We start from the raw sequence: 21,684 nt of genomic DNA, 5'->3' as shown, positions 1-21,684 counted from the left end.
CGGTCACCCCTGACCTGCCGCACACCTGGAGGTTTCATGGACAGCCCCATCGCGGTGATCGGCGGCCGTGGCCGCACCGGCCGCCTCGTCGTGCAGAAGCTGCTCGAGCGCGGCGAATCGGTCCGCGTGCTCAGCCGGGGTGCCCGGCACGGCCAGGGCGCCGAGTTCGTCCAGGGCGACGTGCGGGACGCCGGCTCACTGGTCAAGCCGCTGGCCGGGGTCTCGGCCGTGGTCTACGTGGTCGAGCCCGGCACGTCCGACTCCGGCCCCGACAGCCCGCGCGCCACCATGTTCGACGGCGTCCGCAACGCCCTCGCCGCCGCCACCGCCGACGGCAACCGCCCGCACTTCGCGCTGGTCAGCCAGATCTACGTGACCCGGCGCAGCCACTCGATGAACAGCTACGGCCGGCTGCTCGACTGGCGGCTGGCCGGCGAGGACGCCGTCCGCGAGTCCGGCCTGCCGTACAGCGTGGTGCGACCCAGCTGGCTGACCGACCGGCACAGCGCCGGCAACCAGGTCCGCCTCGAGCAGGGCGACACGGGCGACGGCAAGATCTGCCGGGACGACGTCGCCGAGGCCGTCGTCCAGTCGCTGTACACCCCGGCAGGCGCGGGGATCACGTTCGAGATCTACAACGAGTCCGGCAGCGCGGCCACCGACTGGCCGGCCCTGTTCGCCGCCCTCGACCACACCGCCCCGGCGGTGGCCGAATGAGCACCGCCGCCGCCCGGCCGATACCCGCGCTGACCCTCTCCGGCTGCCTCTCGGTCGCCGACCTGGACGCCACCGCCACCTGGTACGCCGAGGCGCTCGGATTCCACACCGTCCGGCGGCACACCTTCGCCGAGTTCGGCGCCGAGGTCGCCTACCTCAGCAACGGCACGCTGGCCCTGGAGCTGCTCCAGGTCACCGACGGCATCTCGCTGCAGCGGCCGGCCCCGCCGAACCACGGCGCACTGCACGGTCTCACCCAACTCGCTTTCTACGTCAGCGATCTGGACCAGACCGTACGCGAGCTGCGCGAGCGCGGCGTCGAGCCGGTGACCGACATCGCCGAGGTGCCCGTGCTCGGTGTCCGGGCCCTGTTCGTGCGCGATCTCGAAGGTCACTACATCGAGTTCATCCAAGCCGACTGGCTCTGACGACCCGTCGGCACCAGCCGCCCACAAGGAGCCTGCACATGAGCGAAGAGCAGCTGAGCGCCGCCACCCGCGCGGTGGCCGAGCGCTGGTTCACCGCACTGACCACCGGGGACTTCCCCACCGCCCTCGACTGCCTGGCCGATGACGTGGAGTGGGTGAACTATGCCCCCGTGCCCGGCTACAACGACGACATGCCCTGGATCGGGACCCTGCACGGCAAGGACGCCGTCCTGGCGAGCCTCGGCGTCTTCACCTCCCTCGTCGAGGTCGGCGAGGAGGTGCTGGTGCGGCTGAGCGTCGACGGCGAGAACGCGGCCGGCGTGATCCACGAGCGGTCCGTGGTCAAGGAGAACGGCCTGCCGTTCGAGATCGAGTTCATCCAGTGGCTGACCGTCCGGAACGGCCGGATCGTCCGCTGGAAGTCGTACACCGACCCGTCCGAGATCGTCCGCGCGCTCCGCGGCGACCACGGCGCGCGCAGCACGCACAGCAGCCTGGCGCTGCTGGAGGCCGTCCGCGCCGGGGACACCACGGCCGTGAACCTGCTGATCGCCCAGGGTGCCGACCCCGGCAGCCGGGACGAGGCGACCGGGCTGACCGCGCTGATGACCGCGGCCGGCCAGGCCGACGCCGCCACCGTCCGGGCCCTGCTCGCCGCCGGGGCGGACCCGCTGACCGCGGACACCCGGGCCGGTGCCACCGCCCTGCACAAGGCGTGCCAGGGCGGCAGCGTCGAGGTCGCCCAGGCGCTGGTCGAGGCGGGCGCCTTCGTCGACGCGGTCGCCCCCACCACCGGCCACACCCCGCTGATGGACGCGCTCTGGTACAAGTTCCCCGACCTGGTGCGGTACCTGCTCGGCCAGGGGGCCGGCCTGGAGGTCTACACCCACTACGGCTTCTCGCTCAAGCAGCACTTCGAGTACGAGCTGAACGTCAACACCCGCGGCAAGGACCTGCTGCTGCAGGCCGAGGAGCACCTCAACAACCGTCGCTCCCAGGACAGTTCGGCCGTCCAGTCGCAGCGCCTGATGGCCGCCGTGGCGGCCGGGGACACCGCTCAGGTGCCCGGCCTGCTGGCGGCCGGCGCTCCGGTCGACGAGATCTTCCCCCGGCTGAACGGCTTCAACGACGGGCACACCCCGCTGCACGTGGCCGCGCGGGACGGACACACCGACATCGTCGTCGCCCTGCTCGCCGCCGGGGCCGACGTCAACGCGGTGGAGCCGTGCTTCGGTGCCGTCCCGCTGCACAAGGCGGTCTACAACGGCCACGCCGCGATCACCGGGCTGCTGGTCGCCCGGCCGGGCATCCAGCTGGACTTCCAGGGCGCCACCAACGGCTACACCCCCCTGCACGACGCGCTCTGGCACGGCTACGAGGACTGCGTGCGGATCCTGCTGGACGCCGGTGCCCGCACCGACCTGGTCGGGCACGACGGCAAGCTCCCGTACGACCTCGCGGTCGAGGTGTTCGGCGACGGGCACCCGCTCGCGATCGAGCTGAAGTCCTGACCACCCGGCACCACCCTTCCCCGCACCACGACAGGAGATCGCCATGCTGTTCTACGTCCAGATGAAGTGGAAGCACGAAGGCCGGATCACCCTCGACGAGCTCTGGGAGCTGGAGCAGGAAGAGGCCGAGCACGCCCAGGAGACCATCAACTCCGGGTTCTGCGTCGGGATCTGGAAGGTGGCCGCGCAGAAGCGGGTCATCGCCATCATCGAGTCCCCGGACGCCGAGGAGCTCGACCGCACCGCGCTCGGCCGACTGCCGATGCGCGAGTACCTGGAGTTCGAGACGGTCTGGCCGCTCCGTGACTACCTCGGCTTCGCCGAGGACGTCAAGAAGCGCTACCAGGTCTGACCCGGCCCGCCTCACCCACACACCACGGAGTCCCGATGATCCATCAGTTGATCTTCGCCCACCCCAAGCCCGGGATGAGCGAGCAGGAGTTCCAGCGCTACTGGCTGGACGTGCACGCCCCGAACTACGCAGCCAAGATCCCGCAGATCCGCAAGTACTGCGTGGACACCCGCATTCCGCTCGGCCCCGAGCCCGCCGACCCGCTCTGGAGCGGCATAGCCGAGATCTGGCTGGACAACGACGAGGACCAGCTGGCCTCGCTGCAGACCCCCGAGTTCCTCGAGGGCGCCCGGCTGGACGAGCCGCGCTGGGCCGCCTTCTGGCGGACCGTCGTGCTGGACACCGACGCTCAGGTGCTGCTCGCCGGCCCGGGCACCGAGCGGCCGGAGGGCACCAAGCTGGTGATCCTGGCCAAGCGCGCCAACGGGACCACGGTGGAGGACTTCCGCCGCCGCAGCCTGGAGGGCCACGCCAAGACGGCGCTGGACGTGCCGGGTGTGGTCCGGTACGTGCAGGGCTTCGTCCGGGACGGCGCGTACGCGATCGGCGAGTCCCTGCTGGACGTCGCCTACCAGCTGAGCTTCGAGAACGAGGAGGCACTGCGCCTGGCGGCGGACTCCGCGGAGTTCGGCCGGCTGCTGGCGGACCTGGCAGAGTTCACCGAGCCGCGCTACATCCACCAGCTGGCGGTCCGTGAGCACTGGATCATCGGGGCCGAATAGCCGATCGGGCCGGGAGGCCGCCGTGAACCGTACCGCTCTCGTCACCGGTGCCAACCGTGGCATCGGACTGGAGACCTGTCGTCAACTCGCCACCGCCGGACTGGACGTGGTCCTCTGCTCCCGCCGGGCCGACCGCGGCCTGGCCGCCGCGGCCGGCCTGGCGGGGCTCCGCGGCCGGGTCCGGGTCGAGCAGCTGGACGTCGAGTCGGCGGAGAGCGTGCGAGCCTGTGCCGGACGGCTTGCCACCGACGGCGTGCAGGTCGACGTCCTGGTGAACAACGCCGCGGTCTACCCGACCACGGGGTTCTTCGCCGCCGACGAGGACCTGCTGGAGCACACCTGGCAGGTGAACCTGGTGGGTGCCTTCCGGACCTGTCAGGCGTTCGTGCCCGGCATGGCCGAACGCGGCTGGGGACGGGTGGTCAACGTCTCCTCCGGCGGCGGCTCGCTCGACGCGGGCCTCCCCGGGCCGCCGCTGTACGGGATCACCAAGGCGGCACTCAACGCCCTGACGGTGACGCTCGCCTCCACCGTGCCCGCATCGGTGAAGGTCAACGCGGTCTGCCCGGGCTGGGTCCGTACCGACATGGGCGGCGCCGGTGCCCCGCTGAGCGTCGCTCAGGGCGCCGACACCGTGGTCTGGTTGGCGCAGCTTTCCGAGTCCGGCCCCACCGGCGGTTTCTTCCGCGGGCGCAAGCCCATCCCCTGGTAGCCAGTCAGCCCGGCGGCACCGGTCCCCCACMCCGGTGCCCCCGGGCCGGCGACTCCCCTGGAGGTAGTCGACTGTGAAGAGCAGTCAGCAACATCAGGTCCAGCATCAGCATCAGCACGAGACGGCTCCCGAGCCGGTGGAGATGAACTCCGCCCGTCTGGAGGCGTTCAGCGACGGGGTGTTCGCGATCGCGATCACCCTGCTGATCCTGGACATCCGGGTGCCGAAGGAAGGGCCGCTGCTCCAGGGCCTGATCCACGAGTGGCCCGCCTACTGCGCCTACGTCGTCAGTTTCCTGATCATCGGCATGGTGTGGATGAACCACCACACCATGCTGTTCTACATCCGCAAGGTCGACCGGGGCCTGCTGCTGTTCAACCTGCTGCTGTTGATGAACGTCGCGTTCATCCCCTTCCCGACCCACGTGCTCGCCGAGGCGATGAGCTCCGGCGAGGGCGGACGGACGGCAGCGGTGTTCTACGGTCTGACGCTCACCCTGGGCGGCATCCCGTTCAACGCGATCTGGGTGTACGCCTCACGCGGGCACCGGCACCTGGGCAACATGATCACGCCCGAACAGGCCGCCGTGATGCGCCGTCACTTCCTGATGGGGCCGGTGCTCTATCTGGGCGCCACCCTGGTCGGGCTGATCAGCGCGGTGGCCAGCCTCACCATCTTCGGGGTGCTGCTGCTCTTCTACATGATCGAGGTGCTCAGCTCGGTCGGGCACTCCCAGGCCGACGCACAGGCCAGGCCGCCGATCAAGACGATGGGGGCGGTGGCCGAACCGCCGACGCCCGCGCCGCCGGACGCCGTCACGGCATCCGCCCCGGCTCCGGCTCCGGCCGACCGGGCGCACGAGCAGGACGACACCGGCACCGCCCCCACCCCGCTGCGCAAGCCGACCCCCACCCAGGCGAACGCGGCACCGGAGCTGCGTGCAGTCCCCATTGTCGTGCCCCAGCCGGGCGTCCCGGTGGCGGTCGGCGGCGGGGAACGCTGCACCAACTGCGGCCGCGCCGACTGACGGCACGTCCGTTCCGCCCGCTGCCCTGCCGAGTCCTGACCGACCCGGCAGGGCAGCGGCGTTCACGCCCGTAAGTTCTTCGAAGGAGGAGGACCACCATGCAGTACGCGGTCATCGGTACCGGAGTCGTCGGCCGGACCCTCGCGGCCGGCCTCGCCGCCCTCGGACACGAGGTCACCGTCGGGACCCGGGACGTACGGCAGACCATGGAGCGCACCGAGCCCGACGGCTACGGCACTCCGCCGTATCCGCAGTGGAGCACCGAGCACCCCGGCATCCGACTCAGCACCTTCGCGGAGGCGGCGCACGGCGCCGAGGTGGTGGTCAACGCCTCGGCGGGAGCGGCCAGTCTGGCCGCGCTGACCGCCGCCGGCGCCGACAACCTCGCGGGCAAGCTGCTGATCGACGTGGCCAACCCCCTGGACTTCTCGCGCGGCATGCCGCCCACCCTGGACCCGGTCAACATCGACAGCCTCGGGGAGCAGATCCAGCGCGCGTTCCCGGCTGCCCGAGTGGTGAAGACCCTCAACACCATGAACACCGCCGTCATGGTCGACCCCCGGCGGGTGCCAGGACCGCACAACGTCTTCGTGTGCGGCGACGACGAGACGGCCCGGAAGGAGGCGGCCGAACTGCTGGTCGGCCTCGGCTGGCCCTCGGACTGGGTGATCGATCTCGGCGACCTCACCGCCGCCCGCGGCCTGGAGCAGATCCTCCCGCTGTGGCTCCGGATCTGGGGCACGCTGGGCCACGCTCGTGCTCAGTGCTCAGCCCACCTCGGCCTGGAGCACCGGTTCGGCCGCCGCGCCCTCCAGCTCCTGCAGGGTGTGGAAGCCGAGCGCGGCGGAGGCCAGGGTGACGTGGTGGTGCCAGCCCCGGAACGACCGGCCCTCGAAGTCCGCCAGCCCGTACCGCTGTTGCAGGCGTTCGCAGCCCGTACCCGAGCTGTGCCGCAGCCCGGCGAGCGCGACCATCTCGGCGAGCTGGTCGGCCGGCAGGTTGGTGACCCACTGCGAACGCGGCTGCGGGCGGCCGAACGGCCACTCCACCACCAGGTTGCGGGTCGGCCGACGGCGGATGCCGGACATCCGGGAGGGCAGCACGGCCGGGCCGCCCGGGAGCCCCAGCACCATGAACTGCGAGTGCCTGCGCCGGGCCGCCGAGCCGTCCCGCCAGGCCAGCACGGTGCCCGCGTTCCGGCTGCCGAGGACACCGGCCAGGTCGGCGACCGACCGCCGGGCCACCCCGGGACGGCCCGGCTGGGTGGGGACGGACAGCATCGTGCTCGGGCTCACTTCGATCAGGTAGGACAGACCCCGGCCCTCCAGGCCGAGCTGCAGCGGCTCGAGGTCCGGCTGGTTGGACCAGTCGGCGAGCACCGGAGCCCGGGGGACGTTCCACTCCAGGATCTGGTCGAGCGACTGCAGGACGTACTCCCACCGCGGCCGGTGCCGCTGCTCGTCCGGGAGATGGGCCTGTGACCGCAGCTGCTCGTCGGCGTCCCACTGACGGGGCAGCAGCAGGTGCCAGTTGACCGGCAGGCTCCCCTCCGCGTGGACCAGTGAAGTGGCCAGCGCCAGCTGGCAGTTCATCATCCGGCCGGCCGACGGCGCGAACTGCCGGGCCACCCCGACCGACCGTGACCCGTTCTTCTGGAAGGCCACCTCGTCGAAGGCCCAGGCCAGTGGCGCCGTCAGGGCGCTGACCCGCTCGGCGAGGTGGCGCCGGACGTCGTTGCACTCCCAGGTCGACTGGCTGACGAACTGTTGGATCGGCTGCACCACACGTCGCCCCAGCACCGCTTCGGTGATGTTCGCCGGAGTCCTGCGCCCGGAGCCGTGGAGCAGACCGCGCAGGTAGACCTCGCCCCACCGGCGCTGGTCGCTGCGGGCAAAGCAGGCGAAGAGCTCCCGGCAGTAGTCGGAGAGCCCGTCCTGCTGCTCCCGGTCAGGTGCTTCGCGGAGGTGTGCGATCGTGGCCACAACAGTCCTTCGGAGTCTCGGAAAAGGGGCCTGTCCTCCCCCGCGCCGTAGTCAGCGGGAGAGGACAGGCGCTGTGGGGTCAGGCGTGTTCGGGGCAGCTGTGGTCCGGGTCCAGCACGAAGGCGTCGGTGGCGATCAGCGCCTGGGTCACGTCCGGCAGCGCCGAACCGACGATCACGAAGTCCACGTCCAGGCCGACCTTGGTGCGCTGGAAGAGCAGCTCGTTGATGGCCGGACGGGCGATCTCGGTGACCTTGCACAGGTGGAACTCCACCCGCTCGGGACCGACCGACAGGGCCTCGCTCATGCCGCGGCGGAACTTCTCCAGTTCCTCCAGGTCGACGATGCCCTCCAGGAAGATGTGCGTCGTCCGGCCGTCGAAGTCGCTGCGGATCCGCAGCCGCATGTCGGCCGGCTCGACCGCGACCCGCACCCGCAACGGCTGGTCTGAGACCGGCAGATTGACCGTCAGCTGCTTCGGGTCGAAGTCCTCGTACGGCTGGTCGTCGATCCACACCCGGTCGATCTGCACCGAACCCGGCGGCAGCAGGTCGGGCGAGACCCGCAGCACCCGGTCCGGGAAGGAGTCCGGCAGCGGCCGGAAGTGCAGGGTCAGCGGCGAGGAGGTGATCAGCAGACCGGTGTACGCGGCGGCCAGGTAGCAGAGCTCCAGCGCGTGGTAACCCGCCATCGAGTGGCTGCCCTTGAGCCGCTCGGTGCCGAGCAGGTAGGGGATGCCGTTGGCCAGCACGTTGAAGTAGACGCCGCCGTCGTCGTAGTCGAGGAAGAAGGCGTTGTAGAACGCCGCCGCCTCGCGGGCGAGCCGCTTGTGCTCCGGGTCGCCGGACACCCCGGCCAGGATCAGGTAGGCCAGGATCGACTGCTCCTGCTGCCACCAGGCCTTGCGGTCGTGCCAGACCAGCCGGTGCGCACCGCTGTCCGGGTCCGCCCGGCGCTCGACCACGTCGTACCAGCCACCGCGCTGCTGGTCGCTGCCGACCGACGGCATCATCTCGGCGATCCGCTCGGCCAGCGCCGTGTACTCGGGCTTGTCGCGCAGGGCCCGGATCCGGGTCAGGTTCCAGGCGATCTTCAGGTTGTGGCCGACCACGGCCCGGTCCTGCTGCCAGCCCCAGGTCCGGTCCGGCGTCCAGTCCTCGTGGAACCGCTCCTGGACGAACGGGCTGGCCGGCTCGTCCGGGAAGTGCCGGGCGATGTCGTCGGCGGTCTGCTCCAGCAGCTCGGCGAAGTCCTCCCGGCCGGTGGCCAGGTAGGCGTTGATCAGGTACGCCGGGGCGTGGTCGCCGACCGAGTTCCAGTTCTTCCGGGCCCGGTTGCGACCGAGCGCGTCGGAGCGCGGGTCCATGGTGATCGGGTCCAGGTGGGAGAAGAAGCCACCCCGGTCGTGGTCCTCGAAGTACCGGTGGAACAGCGCCACGGTGTGGTCGATGTCGTTCAGGATCCGCGGGTCGCCGGTGATCCGGTAGGTCTGGGTCGGCCCGGCCAGCGCGTAGATCTGCTCGTACATCGGGATGGCGTCGAAGTCGTCGCCGAACTCGGAGGCGAACACCTTGCGCTGGCCGGCCGGGGTGATGTCGATGCCGTGGTACCAGTAGGCGATGCCCTCCCGGTCGTCGCTCACCCGCATGTGCTCGCGCAGGTAGTCGGTGCCGGACTCGGCCGCGTCCAGGAAGCGCTGCTCACCGGTGAGCAGGTAGGCGGTGGACAGACCGTAGACCAGCCGGGAGATGGTGTCGGTCTCCTGCCGCACGTCCTGGCCGGCCGAGTCCGGCAGGTGGGTGCCGCTGAGCGTCAGCTTGGTACGGAAGTTGCGCCAGTCGTACACCCCGTCGGGGAAGTGCCCGCGCAGGTAGAAGTCCGCTATCTCGGCGGCCTGCTGCACCCACCAGCCGGGCTTCTCGAAGACGTACGTGCCACGGCTCTCCTCCGGGAAGGTGATCTGCCGGGCCTCGATCCGCTCGCCGCCCTCCCACTGGTGGAACAGGCCGTGCACGAAGACGTAGCGGCCCTCGGCGAGCATGTCGCGGGTGGCGCCGGAGGTGTCACGCACCTCGTCGCCGAGGTTGCGGACGATCTGCGAGCCGAGGAAGCCGTCCAGGTGGATGGTGAACTCGCGGCCGTCGGAGGTCCGCAGGCCGAAACGCTCGCGGGTCGGCTCGTAGGACGTCACGTAGCCGGCGATGCTGTCGGAGTACGTACGTCGGGTCTCGGGTGCGCTCATCGGTGGATGCCTCCGTCGTGGGGCAGCGAGGTCAGGACGACCACGCTGCGACCGTGGGCGTGGTAGGTGTGGCCGGTCACCGGCTCCTCCGTGCCGGGCGGCAGGATGTCGGCCGGGCCCTCGAACGCCGTGTCGACGGTGCGGGCCCACTGGTGACCGGTGATCCGCGGCAGCTCGAAGTCGAGGCCGAAGTGGAACATGTTGAGGATCACGTGGGTGTCCGGCTCCCCGCCGAACCCGGCCAGCGTGAACGCGAGCACCCGGGCGTCGGAGTCCTCCCAGCCCGGCTGCTCCAACTTGGTGCCGTGCCAGGTGACGTCCGGCAGGTCCCGGTCGTTGCGGCGGCCGGAGAAGAAGTGCGGCTCACGGACGGCCCTGGTCCGCTTCCGGAAGCTGATCATCTCCTGGAAGAAGTGCCGGGTCTCGGTGTTCTTCTCGGACTGCTCCCAGTCCAGCCAGGCGATCGAATTGCCCTGGCAGTAGGCGTTGTTGTTGCCGTCCTGGGAATTGCGGAACTCGTCGCCCGCCAGGATCATCGGCACGCCCCGGCTCAGCATCAGCAGCGCGACGTGGTTCTTGATCTGACGGATCCTCAGCCGTTCGATGTCGAACGCGTCGGTGGGCCCCTCGACGCCGCCGTTCCAGCTGAAGTTCTCGTGCGAGCCGTCCGCGTTGGACTCGCCGTTGGCGTGGTTGTGCTTCTCGTTGTAGCTGACCAGGTCGTTCAGCGTGAAGCCGTCGTGGCAGGTGATGAAGTTGACGCTGTTGGTGGGCAGTTCACCACTCTTGCCGAACAGGTCACGGGAGCCGCCGATCCGGGTGGCGACCGCGCCGACCAGGCCGCTGTCGCCGCGCACGAACCGGCGTATGTCGTCCCGGTAGGGCCCGTTCCACTGCGCCCAGCGCTTCCCGGGGAACCGGCCCACCTGGTAGAGGCCGCCGCCGTCCCAGGGCTCCGCGATGATCTTCGTCTCGGAGAGGATGCCGGACAGCTCGATGCCCCAGAGCACCGGCGGCACGTCCATCTCGTACCCCTCGGCGCCGCGCGAGAGCTCGGAGGCGAGGTCGAAGCGGAAGCCGTCCACGTGGTGTTCGGTCACCCAGTACTCGAGGCACTCGATGATGAACTTGGCGACCGCGGGGTGGTTGGCGTTGATCGCGTTGCCGCAGCCGGTGAAGTCCATGTAGTGCCGGCGGTCCTGCGGCCACAGGTGGTAGTAGGTCTCGTTCGCCTGGCCGCGGAAGCTGATGGTCGGGCCGTGCTCGTTGCCCTCGGAGGTGTGGTTGAAGACCACGTCGAGGATGACCTCGATCCCCGCCTTGTGCAGGGCCTTGACCATGTCGCGGAACTCGGTGATGTGGGTGCACTCGCAGGCGTCCGAGCAGTACCCGGTGTGCGGGGCGAAGAAGCCGAACGGGTCGTAGCCCCAGTAGTTGTGCAGCGGGGTCCCGTTCGGACCGGTCCGCAGCACCTGGCGCTCGTCGAAGTCGAAGACCGGCAGCAACTCCACTGCGGTGACGCCGAGTTCCTTCAGGTACGGGATCTTCTCCACCACGCCGGTGAAGGTGCCGGGATGGGTGACCCGCGAGGTCGGCGATGCGGTCAGGCCGCCGACGTGCACCTCGTATATGACCGAGTCGGCCAGCGGCGTGCGCAGCGGCTCGTCACCCTCCCAGTCGTAGCCGTCCAGGTCCACGACCATGCTGCGCATCGAGTACGCGCAGTTGTCCTCGGGGCCGATCGCCCTGACCCGCTCCCAGAGCGAGTTGACGTTGGCCCGCGCGTAGGGGTCGAGCAGCACCTTGCGGGGGTTGAAGCGGCTGCCCGAGTCCTTGGTGTGGTGCGGTCCGTCCATCCGGTACGCGTAGGTCTGACCGACCGTCAGACCCTCGACCCGGCAGTGCCAGAAGTGGTAGCTGCGGTGGTGGTCCGGGTCCAACCGGATGACCTGACTCGGCGCGAGCGCGTCGTACCGGTCGAAGAGCAGCAGCTCGACCTGGGTGGCGTGCTCGGAGTACACCGCGAAGTTGACTCCGGTGGCATCCAGGGTGGCACCGAGCGGCTGGGGACGCCCCGGGCCGACCTTCACCTCGGTCGGCCCCGGGGGCGCTTCCACGGGCGCATGACTCATTGTCATTTTCTCTGTCATTTCTGTCGCTGCGACGGGGGATTATCGAGCGGCGGAGCAGGCTCGGCCGACGTTCCGGCCGGCCCGTTTCAGGCCTGTTGTCAGGCCACCGGGGCGCGGTCCAGCTCGAGCGAGGCGAAGGCCCGCTCCCAGTCCGCAAGCCGCGCGCCGGGCTCGTTGAACAGCTCGAAGGTGAGGCCGCGCGCCGGGATGGAGTAGAGGGCCTGCACGACCGCGTCGGCGACGTCCTGCCGGTCGACCTGACCGAAACCCCGGTCGCCCTGCTCCAGCCGGACCCGCTCGCCCATCCCGTGGTCGTCGATCAGCCACCCGGGTCTGACCACCGTGTACGGCAGCCCCGACTCGCGCAGCAGTTCCTCGCCGGCCCTGCGCCACTCGAGCAGCCGGCCGTAGGCGTTCAACGGGTGCCCCTGGTGGGTGGCGTGCAGCTGGCTCACCAGCACCACGTGCGGGCGGGCTCCGGCGGCCGTGGCCGCCTCCAGGACGTTCCGTACGCCCAGGTACATCGTCGCCTCGGGCCGGTTCGGGCCGTCGTCGTCGGTGCCCGGCTCGACCGAGATCACCACCGCCGACGACCAGGCCAGCGGCCCGGCCAGGGTCTCCGGCAGGCGGACGTCGCCCTGGACGAACACTGCGCCTGGCGGCAGGTGACGTCTCGCCAGTTGCACCGTGCGGCCCATGGCCCGCACGCTCTCACCTCGGTCCAGCAGGCGCTGCACGATCAGTCGGCCGAGTCGGCCGGCACCGCCGACCACCACTACCGGGCTGTCCATCGGTTCCTCCTCGTTGCGCTCGAAGCCTTGCCCCGTCGCTCACCGGCCGCAGGAGAAGCCCGCGGCCGGACCTGTCACTCCACCGGCCGGTCACGCCGCCGGAGCTGTCCCGCCGCCGGGCCGGTCAGACCCAGCGCAGGATGTCGTCGGAGCTGGTCAGTGCCGTCCCGGACGGCAGGTTGGCCATCGCCGGGACCTTCAACCGGGGGTAGACACTCACCCCCGACAACCGCGTCCCCGGCCACAGGAACGCCCCGTCGCCCACGGCCGAGAAGCCGTCCAGGCGCACCGGTTGCGCGCGCTCCGAGCGGATCTCCACCATCGGTCCGACATAGCTGTCCTTGATCTCCGCGTACGGGCCGATCACCGCCGAGTCGCCGCAGGACGCGCCGACCAGACTGGCTCCTTCGCGGACCTCCGCACCGTCCCCTATGTCGGCGTACTCCAGCCGGACGTCGGCGCCGATGGTGACGTGGCGGCCGATCCTGACCCCCGCACCGATCTGCACCGTGCCGTTGGCGATCTTGTCGGCCAGCGTGGTGCCGGTGACGTCGTCGCGGGTGCCGAGCGAACTCTCGTGGACCCAGAAACGCGGGCGCTCGCTGTGCGGCGCCGTCATCAGCTGGTTCATCTGCGGGTAGTCGCCCGCCAGCACGTTCCGCAGCGTGACCAGGTAGTCCTCGACGTTGCCGAGGTCGCCGAGCCGGGCGATGTGGTGCGCCGCCACCGGGTGGCCGTTGCGCACCAGCCAGGGCAGCAACTCCCCGCCCCAGTCGAGCCGTTGCTGGGCCTGACGCATCAGCTTCGGCTCCCGGGCGGCGGCCCGCAGCCGCCCGCAGTCGATCAGGTACATCCCCGCGTTGGTCGGGATGAGCCCACAGCTGTCTCCGCTGATACCGGGGAAGAACTCGTGCACCTGGGCCAGGTTGGGCTTCTCCACGAAACCGGTGACCCGACCGTCGGGGTCGGTCTGGACGGCGCCGTACTTGCCGGCCACCTCGATCGGGCTGCGGGCGACGGCCGCCACCGTCACCAGCGCGTCGTTGGACTGGTGGGTGGCCCGCAGCTCCGCCAGCGAGAAGTCGAAGATCGAGTCGACCGGCAGGACCAGCGCCTCACCCGTGAGGTCCCACTGCTCCAGGTTGTGCAGGGTGGCCGCGCCGGAGCCGACGTTGTACCGGTCGAAGCTGGAGCGCGAGTACCTGACCTCGACTCCGTACCGCTCGCCGTGACCGAGCAGGAGCTTGACCTGGCTGCGGTTCTCCAGCCCCTGCGCGACCACGTAGAACCGACGGATGCCCTGCTCACGGCAGGCGTCGATCACCCACTCGACGAGTCGGCGCCCGGCGAACGGGATCAGCGCCTTACTGCGGATGTAGTCAGTGGCTTCCAAGGTGATCGGTTTGGCCCGTTCACCTCTGCCTCCGGCCAGGATGATCCCGACCGTGTCACCGTCTCCCCCGGCCATCGCGTTCCTTCGCCTCGCATCGGCAACCTTGTCCTTCGAGATTCAACATGCGCTGTCAAATCTTGTCAATCCCCCAGTTAATTCGACCCCTCGGCAGGCCGGCAGCCACTGCCGAGCGGCTCCCACCGTGTCGGTTCAGAGCCCATTTGGACCGTCACGCCCCCATATGAGCCAGCCTCCGGCGAATTTCCCCAATCGTCGTGATCGCGACTCGCTGGGAGCATTTCCGAGCAATCAGACGTGTTTCTCCCTCCTTTTCCCCGATCAAATAATCGTCATCCACCGTGGCCGTTCGATCACCCAATGCGCTATTTTCGATAGACAGCATTGGTCGCGGGCCAATGAAACGAGCAGCGGGGGCCACGGCGTGACAGGCGGGATCGGCCAAAGGACATTGACGGCGCCACAAAGTCGGCGAGCTGCATTCTTCGATCTCAGAGGCGGCACCGGCGATTCGGTCGATCCCGCCAGAGCGGCGATGTACAGACACCGGGCCGAGGGCGACCTGGTGGTGCTCCTGCTCCCGATTCTCGACGCAGAGTCGCCGGACGGCTACAGAGGGGCAGCAGCCGATGTCGTCCTCTATTACTCTCCCGGGCCCAGCTCCCCCAATAGTCGGCTCGCCATTGTTGTCGGGCTCATGGCAACAATGGAACTGTCGGCGTCCCGCTGCTTCGGCTACGGCGATCACGCCGCAAGCGCGGGAATGCTCTGCGCAGTCGGCAATCCACGCGTACTCGGCCACGATCCGGAATTGCAGAAGGTCGCCAAGGACCGGGGCTGGCCCACAATCGAAGCACCGTCTTCCGCGAATTCTTGACGGGACCTGTCAGAATACGACGTCCGCCGCTGCTCGAAGCCGTTACCCGATCGGTCCGGCCGCAGGCCGAGCCACCGCAGCCGCGTGCAGCGCCCAGCAGTGCAGGCAGTACCTGGCGTCCGAACGCCGTCCAGCTGAGATCATGGACCGATGCGACCTCTGTACTCCGTCCCGCTCGGAATCGCCGCCACCGGCGCCGCCTGCCTCGCCTACTCCGCCGGGTTCGAGGTCCGCTCGTTCCGGCTGCGCCGGGTCGAGGTACCGATCCTGCCGAAGGGCGCCAGGCCGGTACGAGTACTGCAGGTCTCCGACATCCACATGGTCAACGGCCAGACCAAGAAGCAGCGCTGGCTGCAGAGCCTGGCCGGGCTCCGCCCCGACCTGGTGGTGAACACCGGCGACAACCTCTCCGACCCGCTCGGCGTACCCGCCACGCTCGACGCGCTCGGCCCGCTGCTCGACTTCCCCGGCGTGTACGTCTTCGGCTCGAACGACTACTACGGCCCGAGCCCGAAGAGCCCCACCCGCTACCTCGCAGCACTCAAGAGCGGCGTGCACGGCCTGAACAACCCCGACGGCTCCGGCCGACGCGGCATCACCGGCGCCGTCCACAACCCGTGGGAGGACCTCCGCGACGGCTTCGACGCGGCCGGCTGGCTCGACCTCACCAACACCCGCGGCCGGCTGAAGCTCGCCGGCCTGGACGTCGAGTTCACCGGCCTGGACGACCCGCACATCCGCCGCGACCGCTACACCGAGGTCAGCGGCGGCCCGTCCGCGGACGCCGACCTCTCGGTCGCCGTCGTCCACGCCCCCTACCTCCGGGTCCTGGACGCCTTCACCGCCGACCGCTATCCCCTGATCCTGGCCGGCCACACCCACGGCGGCCAGCTCTGCATCCCCTTCTACGGCGCCCTGGTCACCAACTGCGACATCGACACCCGCCGGGTCAAGGGCCTCTCCGCCCACCGGGCCGGCGGCCACCAGTCCTACCTGCACGTCTCGGCCGGCTGCGGCACCAACCGCTACACCCCCGTCCGCTTCGCCTGCCCCCCCGAGGCCACCCTGCTCACCCTCACGCCCCGCCGCTGACCCCTCCTCAGCGCCCCGGGAAACCGGATTTCGTCTCTCGGCGACCGTCCGGTAGAGTTCTACTCGTTGCACCGGAGACGGAGAGCAACGAAGCAGGACCGGGGTGTGGCGCAGCTTGGTAGCGCGCTTCGTTCGGGACGAAGAGGCCGTGGGTTCAAATCCCGCCACCCCGACCCAGTAAGACCAGCTCAGGGCCGGTCTCCCGCAAGGGAGACCGGCCCTGACTGGTTCTCAGGGGTGTCTCTGGAGAAATCCTGGAGAAGATCATGGAATCCGCCTCCAGAGCTGCTCCTACTGACGGGCCTTCAGCAAGACGTCGAGGACGGCTACAGGAGAACCTGGATTCATCGCCCGGCGTGCCTCCAATGCCTCCTCCCACATCTCCGAGAGTGCGGCCATGAGCGTCTGCCGCATCGTCGCGGTGATGTGGTCGTAGCGGGACTGCACCGAGCCGTCCTCATGCCCCATCCGCTCGTCCATGAGCTTCGGCGGAGTGCCCATCTCCCGCATCAGGGTCTTGTGGGTGTGCCGCAGACCGTGCGGGGTCAGCCCCGGAGCGATCGGCAGCCAGCACGCCTCCGCGCGCCCCGAGGCTCCACGTCCGCGAGCCGGGATCCCCGGCCAAGGCTCGGCAACCACAGGCACCGGGTGGGCCTCATGCTGGCCGCGCTTGGGGTAGACACCGGTGGCGGCCGGCTGGAACAGCCAGGTGGCGAAACCGGAGCGCCGCCAGTGTGCCGCCAACTCCCCCGCCGCCGCGTTGCGGACGTACCCGAGCTCGGAGATGGCCGCCAGGACATTGAGGCGAGTCGGGTCCGCCACGGCGTGGGGCCGGTTCAGGACGTTGGAGACCGTTCCGGTCGAGACTCCGGAGCGCCGGGCGACATCGACCAGCTTCGCCCCCGGGCGGCTGGCCGACCCGTTGGCAGCGCCGTGCCCCTGGAAGGCGTACGTCAGCCCGTGGCACTCGCATGGCCTCGGCCGAGTGCGGGTGATGTGATCCGCCAGCAGCGCTCCGAGGAAGTCGGGAGTGTCGATGTCCCGATAGGAATCGTCCTTCGGCGGGCAGCGGTGCAGCTCCCCCGTGTCCAGCTCGTAGAGCTGCCACTCAATCCGGACGCTCTTGGGCCGGATGAACTCGGTCTCCATGCCGACGACTTCGCCCCAACGCATGCCCGTGTAGCCCTTGAGTACGGTCGCGACGAACTCGTCGTCCCGGCCGGAGAGCAGCGCCATCCTCTCGGCAAGCAGCAGGATCCCGAGCGCCGTCGTCACCGCCTTCTCCGGACCACGGTTGCGCGAACGGCCGGCGCGCTTCCCCCGTCCACGCCGCTTGGTCGCGGGGTTGGAGTCACGCAGCCCCTCTTCGACCGCATCAGCAAGGATCAGATGCAGCGTCGCCCGCCACGTCTTGACGCTGGACGCCGCGTAGGGAACGGCGCGTTCCCGCTTCTCCCAGGCTGCGATGTCCGTGCTCAGGATGTCCGCGACGGCGAAGTCCTCGAACGTGGGGAGGAGATGCTCCTCGATGTGGCGCCGATAGTTCTGCATGGTGGAGGCGGCCAGGTCCTGCGCCTCGTACCAGCGGCTCACGTAGGCGCCGAAGGTGACGCGCTCGGGGGCCACCTTCTTCACGCCCGCAAGCAACTTCGCCTCTTCCGCGTCCGCTGCCTTCTTCGCTGCGGATTTGGTCTTAAAGCGGATCGCCTCTCCGGCGGCATCGCGGACCGTGGCGTACTTGCCGGGCTCGGCCTTGTATCGGCCGCGCCAGTAGCTGCCGAGGTTCTCGGCGTATCCCAACTTGCTCTCCTTTATAGCGGCATGCGGCCCGGCGAGATCGCCGGGCCGCACGGACTTCAGGCCGCGCTGGACTGCGCCTCGCTCTGCTGGGCCCTACGCGGGGTCCGGGCCCGGAGCCTCACGGCTGCGGTCGGCGCGGCTGTTTGCTGCGCGACGATCGGTACCGGTCTGGCCATCGGCTGGCACGACTGCGGTACAGATACAGCGGCCGGCCTTGTCTCAAGAAGCCGGATGATCTCGGCGTACTGCTCGGCTGTAAAGCGGTAGGCACGGCCCGGCTTCGTGAACGGAATCCGCCCTCTGCGGGCTTGTTCCTTGACCCACCACTCCGACATGCCGAGCGCCTGGGCGATGTCGGCTGGGCTGTAAAGGGTCGGTAGCGCACTCCGGTTCTGGGACAAGATCAATCCTCCCGATCATCGGTGCGTACGGGGCTAGGCGTGCTCCGCCCGTCCCCTTCTCCCAGGTCCGCTACCGCCGCTACTCCGCTACCGCGCAGGTCAGATGGGGTGTGGTGGTAGCGGATGGGGTAGCGGTAGCGGATAGGTGCGGCTCTACCGGGCGGTGACGAGGTCGGGGCGGAGGGCGGCGGAGGCGGGTTCGCTATCCGCTACCGCTACCGGTTCCGCTACCGAGAAGAGGGCCCTGACCTGCGCGGTAGCGGAGGTAGCGGCAGTAGCGGACTCCTCGGGATAGGCCGGGCAGTAACGCAGCCAGGCATCGGCGAGATCCTCGGCGTAGTAGCCCTTGGGGACGGAGGTGCCGATCTTGATATTGCGGGGACGGATCGGCTGGTTGGCAGCGGTGACGTAGTCCCCAAGCATCCGGGCGAGGGTGCGCGTGTTGAGGGGGCGGCCGTCGAGGTCGGCCCAGGGGGCGTCATCCAAGCCGGTGAGACGTTCGATGATGACGGCGCTGGTGAGGCGGTCGGCTCCGGCGAAGATGTCGCGCAGGTCGGCGAGCAGGCGGATGCCGGTGGAGCCCTTGTCGTTAGCCTTGGCGGCGTTGACCAGGTGGAGACAGGCGGCACGGGCGCGGGCGGGCCAGAACCCGCCGGCGGCGTCGGCGACGGCGAGCAGGGGCTCCCACACGTCAGCGGGCCGGTCGGTGACGCCGTCGGGCATCTCGGGCCAGGCACCCGCCAGTTGCTCGCGAACGCTGTCGGCCCAGGTGGCGAGCCGGTCGCGCAGGGCGTGGCCCTCGGGCTCGTGGATGCGCTGGCGGAACTGCTCGACCGTCTCGTTGGGTGCGCGGCGGCGCATCCGGATGACGACGGAGCGGCTCATGATGGTGTCCGGGAGGTCCCCGAGGCCGCCGACGGCGAGGGCGGCGTAGACGGGGAACTTCTGGACCTTGTGGTTGTCACCGTCGCGGACGCTGCGGATGACTCCGCCGGTGCGGCGGTATCCGGCGTTGATCAGGCCGCGCAGGTCTTCGTTTCCGGCGGCTTTGGGGCCGAAGACGGTGTCGATCTCGTCGAACAGCACGGTGGGCCGGGCGTCGCCGTCGGCGATCGAGCGGAACAGTGCGGAGGGGCTGATGTCCACCGTGGTGAGCGGCCGGGGCGCCAAGGTCTCGATGATCTCCAGCGCGCGGGTCTTGCCGCTGCCGGGCTCCGGGGAGAGGAAGGCCAGGCGCGGGGTGGCCTCGAAACAGTCCATGAGGTGGGTGTGGGCGTCCCACAGGACGACGGCGACGTAGGCGTGCTCGGAGGGGAAGGCGTTGAAGCGGCGGTGGTGGGCTTCGACGGCGTCGAGGAGGTCGGCGCCGTTCTCCTGTGCGGGCGGGGTGGGATCGGTCATGCTGGTTCTCCGTTCGTATGGCGGAGCCCAGGGGCGGCCGGTGTCTTCGCGAGAGAGACGGCCGCCCCTTGGGCATTAACGGGTGTGGTCGAGGCCCCGGGTGACGGACCGGAGCGCGTAGGCGTGCGGGACGCCCACGGACTCGGCGGCGGCGACCAGTTCGGCTGCGGCGTCGTCCAGGTGGCAGGGGCCGGGGCAGGTGCGGTGTTGGGCTGCGAGGAATCGGGCGGCGCTGTGGGCGGCGGTGCCGGCGCCGTGCTCGCGGTGGGAGCGGATGCGGGCCAGGCCCTGGTCGAGGCCGGTGCGGATGAAGCGCTCGGTGTGACGGCACCCGGGCCTGGCTGTGCGGGACCAGCCACCGGCGGGGGTGGAAGACACCAACGTCCCGCGCGACGGGGCGGGGTTGGTGTCTTCCCTGTCCGCCAGTGTGCGGACTGCTTCGGGCAGGTCGGTGAGGGTGCCGGTTCCGTGGCCGAGCCAACGGGCGTACTGCATCCGGGATTTGATGTCGACGCCGTCCCTGACTCCGTTGGAGGAGCGCATGGTGCCCCGGTAGATCCAGTGCTCGCCCCGGGTGCTGGCCACGGTGACCGTGGTCGGCAGGGTGGCGCGGGCCCAGGTGACGGCGTCGGCCGTGTCGAGGTCGAGGACGGTCACCCCGGCGCCGCCCGGGTGGTAGGCCACCGCCACCGCGTCCCGCCAGGCCTTGGCCCACGCGGTGCTGGTCAGGATGTTCGGGTTGGTGGTGGCGGCGGCCCAGGCGTGGCAGGGGCGCGGGCAGTGGCAGGGACCGGGGTTCAGCATGTTCGGCCGGCCGCCGCACGCGTTGCCGTGGCAGGTGCGGCAGTTGCCGACCGGGCCCTTGCCCTCGCGCACAGGCATCACCGGCAGGCCGGTTCGGGCGAGGTCGAGGGCCAAGGCGGACAGCGGGTCCTGAGATGTGGTCATCAGTGCCCTTTCGGGAAGCACCGGGCCCGCCCCGGATTGGCCACGGGGCGGGCCTGGTGATGGTGGGTCAGAGGTCGAACAGGGCGCCCGACTCGGGGGCCGGGGTGGTGGTGCGGTGCTGCTTGCGGGCGGCGGAGAGGGTGCCGTGGTGGCAGGCGGGGCACCAGGCGGCGAGACGCCCGGCGGGGAGCGCGGCGGCCCGGTGGGCTGGGAGGAGCAGGTCGGCCTGCTGGGCGGGGGCGGCGATGAGGCGGACGGTGCCGCCGCCGTGCCGGTGTCCGTGGCCGCCGTCCTCGCGGGGGCAGCGGGTGGTGGCGTCGTCGGCCTTGTGCTTCTTGCCGCACTGCCCGGTGCAGCAACAGCGGTGCCCGTGCTTGTCCATGACGTCCTGCCAGAGACCGGCTGCGGCCTGCGACGGGGCGCTCACGCGGCGACCTCCGTCGGCTGGATGGCGAGGAGCTGGGCAGCGGCGTGACGGCCGATCAGTTCCGCGTAGGCGGGCGGGATCGCCTCGGCGATCTCCCGGCGCACGTCGGTCCAGTCGATGCCCATGGCCTGCTGCCACTGCGTGATGGTGCCTTTGCCGCCGCCCTCGCCGTAGACCTGGAAGTACCGGCCTTCCTGCTCGGTGACGCGCCGCCCGTGGCGGTAGCCGATGGTCAGCCCCCGGTGGGCGACGTGTGCGGGCTGGGGCATGGTCCAGTCGCCCAGCTCGAAGTTGCGGTGCCGGATCACGCGCAGGCCGAACATCTCCCCGCACAGGGTGACGTCGACTCGCATGCGGCGCGACGCACGGCCGGGCGGCTGCTCGATCACGTACGGCCGGCCCGCCGCTTCGAGGGCGGCCCGGGTGGGCTCCAACAGGTCCGGATACCGGTCTCGTCGCGCCTGGTTGGTGCCGGCGGTGAGCGTGCAGTCGAACTGGCACGGCGGCCCGGCCGAGATGAGGTCGAAGTCGGCGCCGTGCGCACGGATGTACTCGACCGCGTCCCCCTGGACGTACGGGAACGGGTAGTTGGGCTGTTCGGCGATATCGACGCCGACCACGTCGAACCCCGCCCGGTACAGGCCCGTGCCGGTGCCACCGATGTTGCAGAACGCATCCAGCACGGTGAGCCCGTTGGGCACCCGCCTGGCG

General features: G+C 70.2%; 20 protein-coding genes, 1 tRNA gene and 1 pseudogene. 11 read left to right on the top strand and 11 right to left on the bottom strand.

What is annotated here, in order from left to right; genetic code table 11:
• The first annotated feature begins 36 nt into the window (after window positions 1-36).
• The 8 genes and pseudogenes from ACXJMZ_RS08105 to ACXJMZ_RS08070 form a co-directional block, all read left to right on the top strand.
• Window positions 37-717, top strand: coding sequence for an SDR family oxidoreductase (locus ACXJMZ_RS08105; protein WP_457029270.1), 681 nt, complete (start codon window positions 37-39; stop codon window positions 715-717).
• Window positions 714-1,145, top strand: a complete 432-nt coding sequence (locus tag ACXJMZ_RS08100) for a VOC family protein (RefSeq protein WP_457029269.1) — start codon at window positions 714-716, stop codon at window positions 1,143-1,145. Before ACXJMZ_RS08105 ends, ACXJMZ_RS08100 begins: the two co-directional genes overlap by 4 nt.
• A 38-nt stretch (window positions 1,146-1,183) precedes the next feature.
• Complete coding sequence (locus ACXJMZ_RS08095; RefSeq protein ID WP_457029268.1) at window positions 1,184-2,656, top strand: ankyrin repeat domain-containing protein; 1,473 nt, start codon at window positions 1,184-1,186, stop codon at window positions 2,654-2,656.
• Window positions 2,657-2,699: 43 nt separating this feature from the next.
• Window positions 2,700-3,008 (top strand): muconolactone Delta-isomerase family protein, encoded by a 309-nt coding sequence (locus ACXJMZ_RS08090; RefSeq protein ID WP_057234017.1) that lies wholly within the window; start codon window positions 2,700-2,702, stop codon window positions 3,006-3,008.
• Window positions 3,009-3,043: 35 nt separating this feature from the next.
• Window positions 3,044-3,730: an EthD domain-containing protein gene (locus ACXJMZ_RS08085; RefSeq protein ID WP_457029267.1), complete on the top strand. Its 687-nt coding sequence runs from the start codon at window positions 3,044-3,046 to the stop codon at window positions 3,728-3,730.
• A gap of 22 nt (window positions 3,731-3,752) precedes the next feature.
• A complete protein-coding gene (locus ACXJMZ_RS08080; protein WP_457029266.1) occupies window positions 3,753-4,442 on the top strand; it encodes an SDR family NAD(P)-dependent oxidoreductase in 690 nt (229 codons plus the stop codon).
• 142 nt (window positions 4,443-4,584) lie between these two features.
• Window positions 4,585-5,469 carry a TMEM175 family protein gene (locus ACXJMZ_RS08075; RefSeq protein WP_457029265.1) on the top strand — a complete coding sequence of 295 codons (885 nt, stop codon included), beginning with the start codon at window positions 4,585-4,587 and terminating at the stop codon, window positions 5,467-5,469.
• 98 nt (window positions 5,470-5,567) lie between these two features.
• Window positions 5,568-5,876: pseudogene (locus ACXJMZ_RS08070) on the top strand (NAD(P)-binding domain-containing protein); the annotation flags it as partial.
• A 360-nt stretch (window positions 5,877-6,236) separates the two neighbouring features.
• On the opposite strand, the gene ACXJMZ_RS08065 reads toward ACXJMZ_RS08070, so the two are convergent.
• The 5 genes from ACXJMZ_RS08065 to ACXJMZ_RS08045 all read right to left on the bottom strand — a co-directional run bounded on the left by ACXJMZ_RS08065 (window position 6,237) and on the right by ACXJMZ_RS08045 (window position 14,084).
• Window positions 6,237-7,451 (bottom strand): IS701 family transposase, encoded by a 1,215-nt coding sequence (locus ACXJMZ_RS08065; RefSeq protein WP_457029264.1) that lies wholly within the window; start codon window positions 7,449-7,451, stop codon window positions 6,237-6,239.
• 79 nt (window positions 7,452-7,530) lie between these two features.
• Window positions 7,531-9,693: an AGE family epimerase/isomerase gene (locus ACXJMZ_RS08060; RefSeq protein WP_457029263.1), complete on the bottom strand. Its 2,163-nt coding sequence runs from the start codon at window positions 9,691-9,693 to the stop codon at window positions 7,531-7,533.
• Complete coding sequence (gene glgX, locus ACXJMZ_RS08055; RefSeq protein WP_457029262.1) at window positions 9,690-11,810, bottom strand: glycogen debranching protein GlgX; 2,121 nt, start codon at window positions 11,808-11,810, stop codon at window positions 9,690-9,692. Before glgX ends, ACXJMZ_RS08060 begins: the two co-directional genes overlap by 4 nt.
• A gap of 113 nt (window positions 11,811-11,923) precedes the next feature.
• On the bottom strand, window positions 11,924-12,616 hold the full coding sequence (locus ACXJMZ_RS08050) for an SDR family oxidoreductase (RefSeq protein ID WP_457029261.1): 693 nt from the start codon (window positions 12,614-12,616) through the stop codon (window positions 11,924-11,926).
• A 124-nt stretch (window positions 12,617-12,740) separates the two neighbouring features.
• Window positions 12,741-14,084 (bottom strand): sugar phosphate nucleotidyltransferase, encoded by a 1,344-nt coding sequence (locus ACXJMZ_RS08045; protein WP_457029260.1) that lies wholly within the window; start codon window positions 14,082-14,084, stop codon window positions 12,741-12,743.
• Window positions 14,085-14,250: 166 nt separating this feature from the next.
• On the opposite strand from ACXJMZ_RS08045, the gene ACXJMZ_RS08040 reads away from it, so the two are divergent.
• The 3 genes from ACXJMZ_RS08040 (at window position 14,251) to ACXJMZ_RS08030 (ending at window position 16,169) form a co-directional block, all read left to right on the top strand.
• On the top strand, window positions 14,251-14,904 hold the full coding sequence (locus ACXJMZ_RS08040; RefSeq protein ID WP_457029259.1) for a hypothetical protein: 654 nt from the start codon (window positions 14,251-14,253) through the stop codon (window positions 14,902-14,904).
• 150 nt (window positions 14,905-15,054) lie between these two features.
• The gene (locus ACXJMZ_RS08035; RefSeq protein ID WP_457029258.1) at window positions 15,055-15,996 is read left to right on the top strand and encodes a metallophosphoesterase; all 942 of its coding nucleotides are present in this window, start codon (window positions 15,055-15,057) and stop codon (window positions 15,994-15,996) included.
• Between the two features lie 99 nt (window positions 15,997-16,095).
• A tRNA-Pro gene (locus ACXJMZ_RS08030) sits at window positions 16,096-16,169 on the top strand.
• Between the two features lie 118 nt (window positions 16,170-16,287).
• Here ACXJMZ_RS08030 and ACXJMZ_RS08025 read toward each other — a convergent pair.
• The 6 genes from ACXJMZ_RS08025 to ACXJMZ_RS08000 all read right to left on the bottom strand — a co-directional run bounded on the left by ACXJMZ_RS08025 (window position 16,288) and on the right by ACXJMZ_RS08000 (window position 21,674).
• Window positions 16,288-17,796 (bottom strand): tyrosine-type recombinase/integrase, encoded by a 1,509-nt coding sequence (locus ACXJMZ_RS08025; protein ID WP_457029257.1) that lies wholly within the window; start codon window positions 17,794-17,796, stop codon window positions 16,288-16,290.
• 56 nt (window positions 17,797-17,852) lie between these two features.
• The gene (locus ACXJMZ_RS08020) at window positions 17,853-18,131 is read right to left on the bottom strand and encodes a DNA-binding protein (RefSeq protein ID WP_457029288.1); all 279 of its coding nucleotides are present in this window, start codon (window positions 18,129-18,131) and stop codon (window positions 17,853-17,855) included.
• A gap of 219 nt (window positions 18,132-18,350) precedes the next feature.
• On the bottom strand, window positions 18,351-19,598 hold the full coding sequence (locus ACXJMZ_RS08015) for a DUF3631 domain-containing protein (RefSeq protein ID WP_457029256.1): 1,248 nt from the start codon (window positions 19,596-19,598) through the stop codon (window positions 18,351-18,353).
• 75 nt (window positions 19,599-19,673) lie between these two features.
• Complete coding sequence (locus ACXJMZ_RS08010; RefSeq protein WP_457029255.1) at window positions 19,674-20,546, bottom strand: bifunctional DNA primase/polymerase; 873 nt, start codon at window positions 20,544-20,546, stop codon at window positions 19,674-19,676.
• A 67-nt stretch (window positions 20,547-20,613) separates the two neighbouring features.
• Entirely contained in the window at window positions 20,614-20,973 is a 360-nt protein-coding gene (locus ACXJMZ_RS08005; protein ID WP_457029254.1) for a hypothetical protein, read from the bottom strand.
• The gene (locus tag ACXJMZ_RS08000; RefSeq protein WP_457029253.1) at window positions 20,970-21,674 is read right to left on the bottom strand and encodes a DNA methylase; all 705 of its coding nucleotides are present in this window, start codon (window positions 21,672-21,674) and stop codon (window positions 20,970-20,972) included. The genes ACXJMZ_RS08005 and ACXJMZ_RS08000 overlap by 4 nt, the downstream gene beginning before the upstream one ends.
• Window positions 21,675-21,684: the final 10 nt, after the last annotated feature.

This window comes from Kitasatospora sp. P5_F3, from assembly GCF_054049135.1.
Note: the sequence above shows the minus strand (reverse complement) of the source record. Positions and strands in the feature narration are given on the sequence as shown.

Coding starts and splice junctions, on each gene's coding strand:
- ACXJMZ_RS08100 (WP_457029269.1), top strand. CDS start 714: ATGAGCACCGCCGCCGCCCGGCCGATACCCGCGCTGACCCTCTCCGGC.
- ACXJMZ_RS08090 (WP_057234017.1), top strand. CDS start 2,700: ATGCTGTTCTACGTCCAGATGAAGTGGAAGCACGAAGGCCGGATCACC.
- ACXJMZ_RS08010 (WP_457029255.1), bottom strand. CDS start 20,546: ATGACCACATCTCAGGACCCGCTGTCCGCCTTGGCCCTCGACCTCGCC.
- ACXJMZ_RS08085 (WP_457029267.1), top strand. CDS start 3,044: ATGATCCATCAGTTGATCTTCGCCCACCCCAAGCCCGGGATGAGCGAG.
- ACXJMZ_RS08040 (WP_457029259.1), top strand. CDS start 14,251: ATGAGCCAGCCTCCGGCGAATTTCCCCAATCGTCGTGATCGCGACTCG.
- ACXJMZ_RS08075 (WP_457029265.1), top strand. CDS start 4,585: ATGAACTCCGCCCGTCTGGAGGCGTTCAGCGACGGGGTGTTCGCGATC.
- ACXJMZ_RS08095 (WP_457029268.1), top strand. CDS start 1,184: ATGAGCGAAGAGCAGCTGAGCGCCGCCACCCGCGCGGTGGCCGAGCGC.
- ACXJMZ_RS08015 (WP_457029256.1), bottom strand. CDS start 19,598: ATGACCGATCCCACCCCGCCCGCACAGGAGAACGGCGCCGACCTCCTC.
- ACXJMZ_RS08020 (WP_457029288.1), bottom strand. CDS start 18,131: ATGTCGGAGTGGTGGGTCAAGGAACAAGCCCGCAGAGGGCGGATTCCG.
- ACXJMZ_RS08045 (WP_457029260.1), bottom strand. CDS start 14,084: ATGGCCGGGGGAGACGGTGACACGGTCGGGATCATCCTGGCCGGAGGC.
- ACXJMZ_RS08035 (WP_457029258.1), top strand. CDS start 15,055: ATGCGACCTCTGTACTCCGTCCCGCTCGGAATCGCCGCCACCGGCGCC.
- ACXJMZ_RS08060 (WP_457029263.1), bottom strand. CDS start 9,693: ATGAGCGCACCCGAGACCCGACGTACGTACTCCGACAGCATCGCCGGC.
- ACXJMZ_RS08105 (WP_457029270.1), top strand. CDS start 37: ATGGACAGCCCCATCGCGGTGATCGGCGGCCGTGGCCGCACCGGCCGC.
- ACXJMZ_RS08050 (WP_457029261.1), bottom strand. CDS start 12,616: ATGGACAGCCCGGTAGTGGTGGTCGGCGGTGCCGGCCGACTCGGCCGA.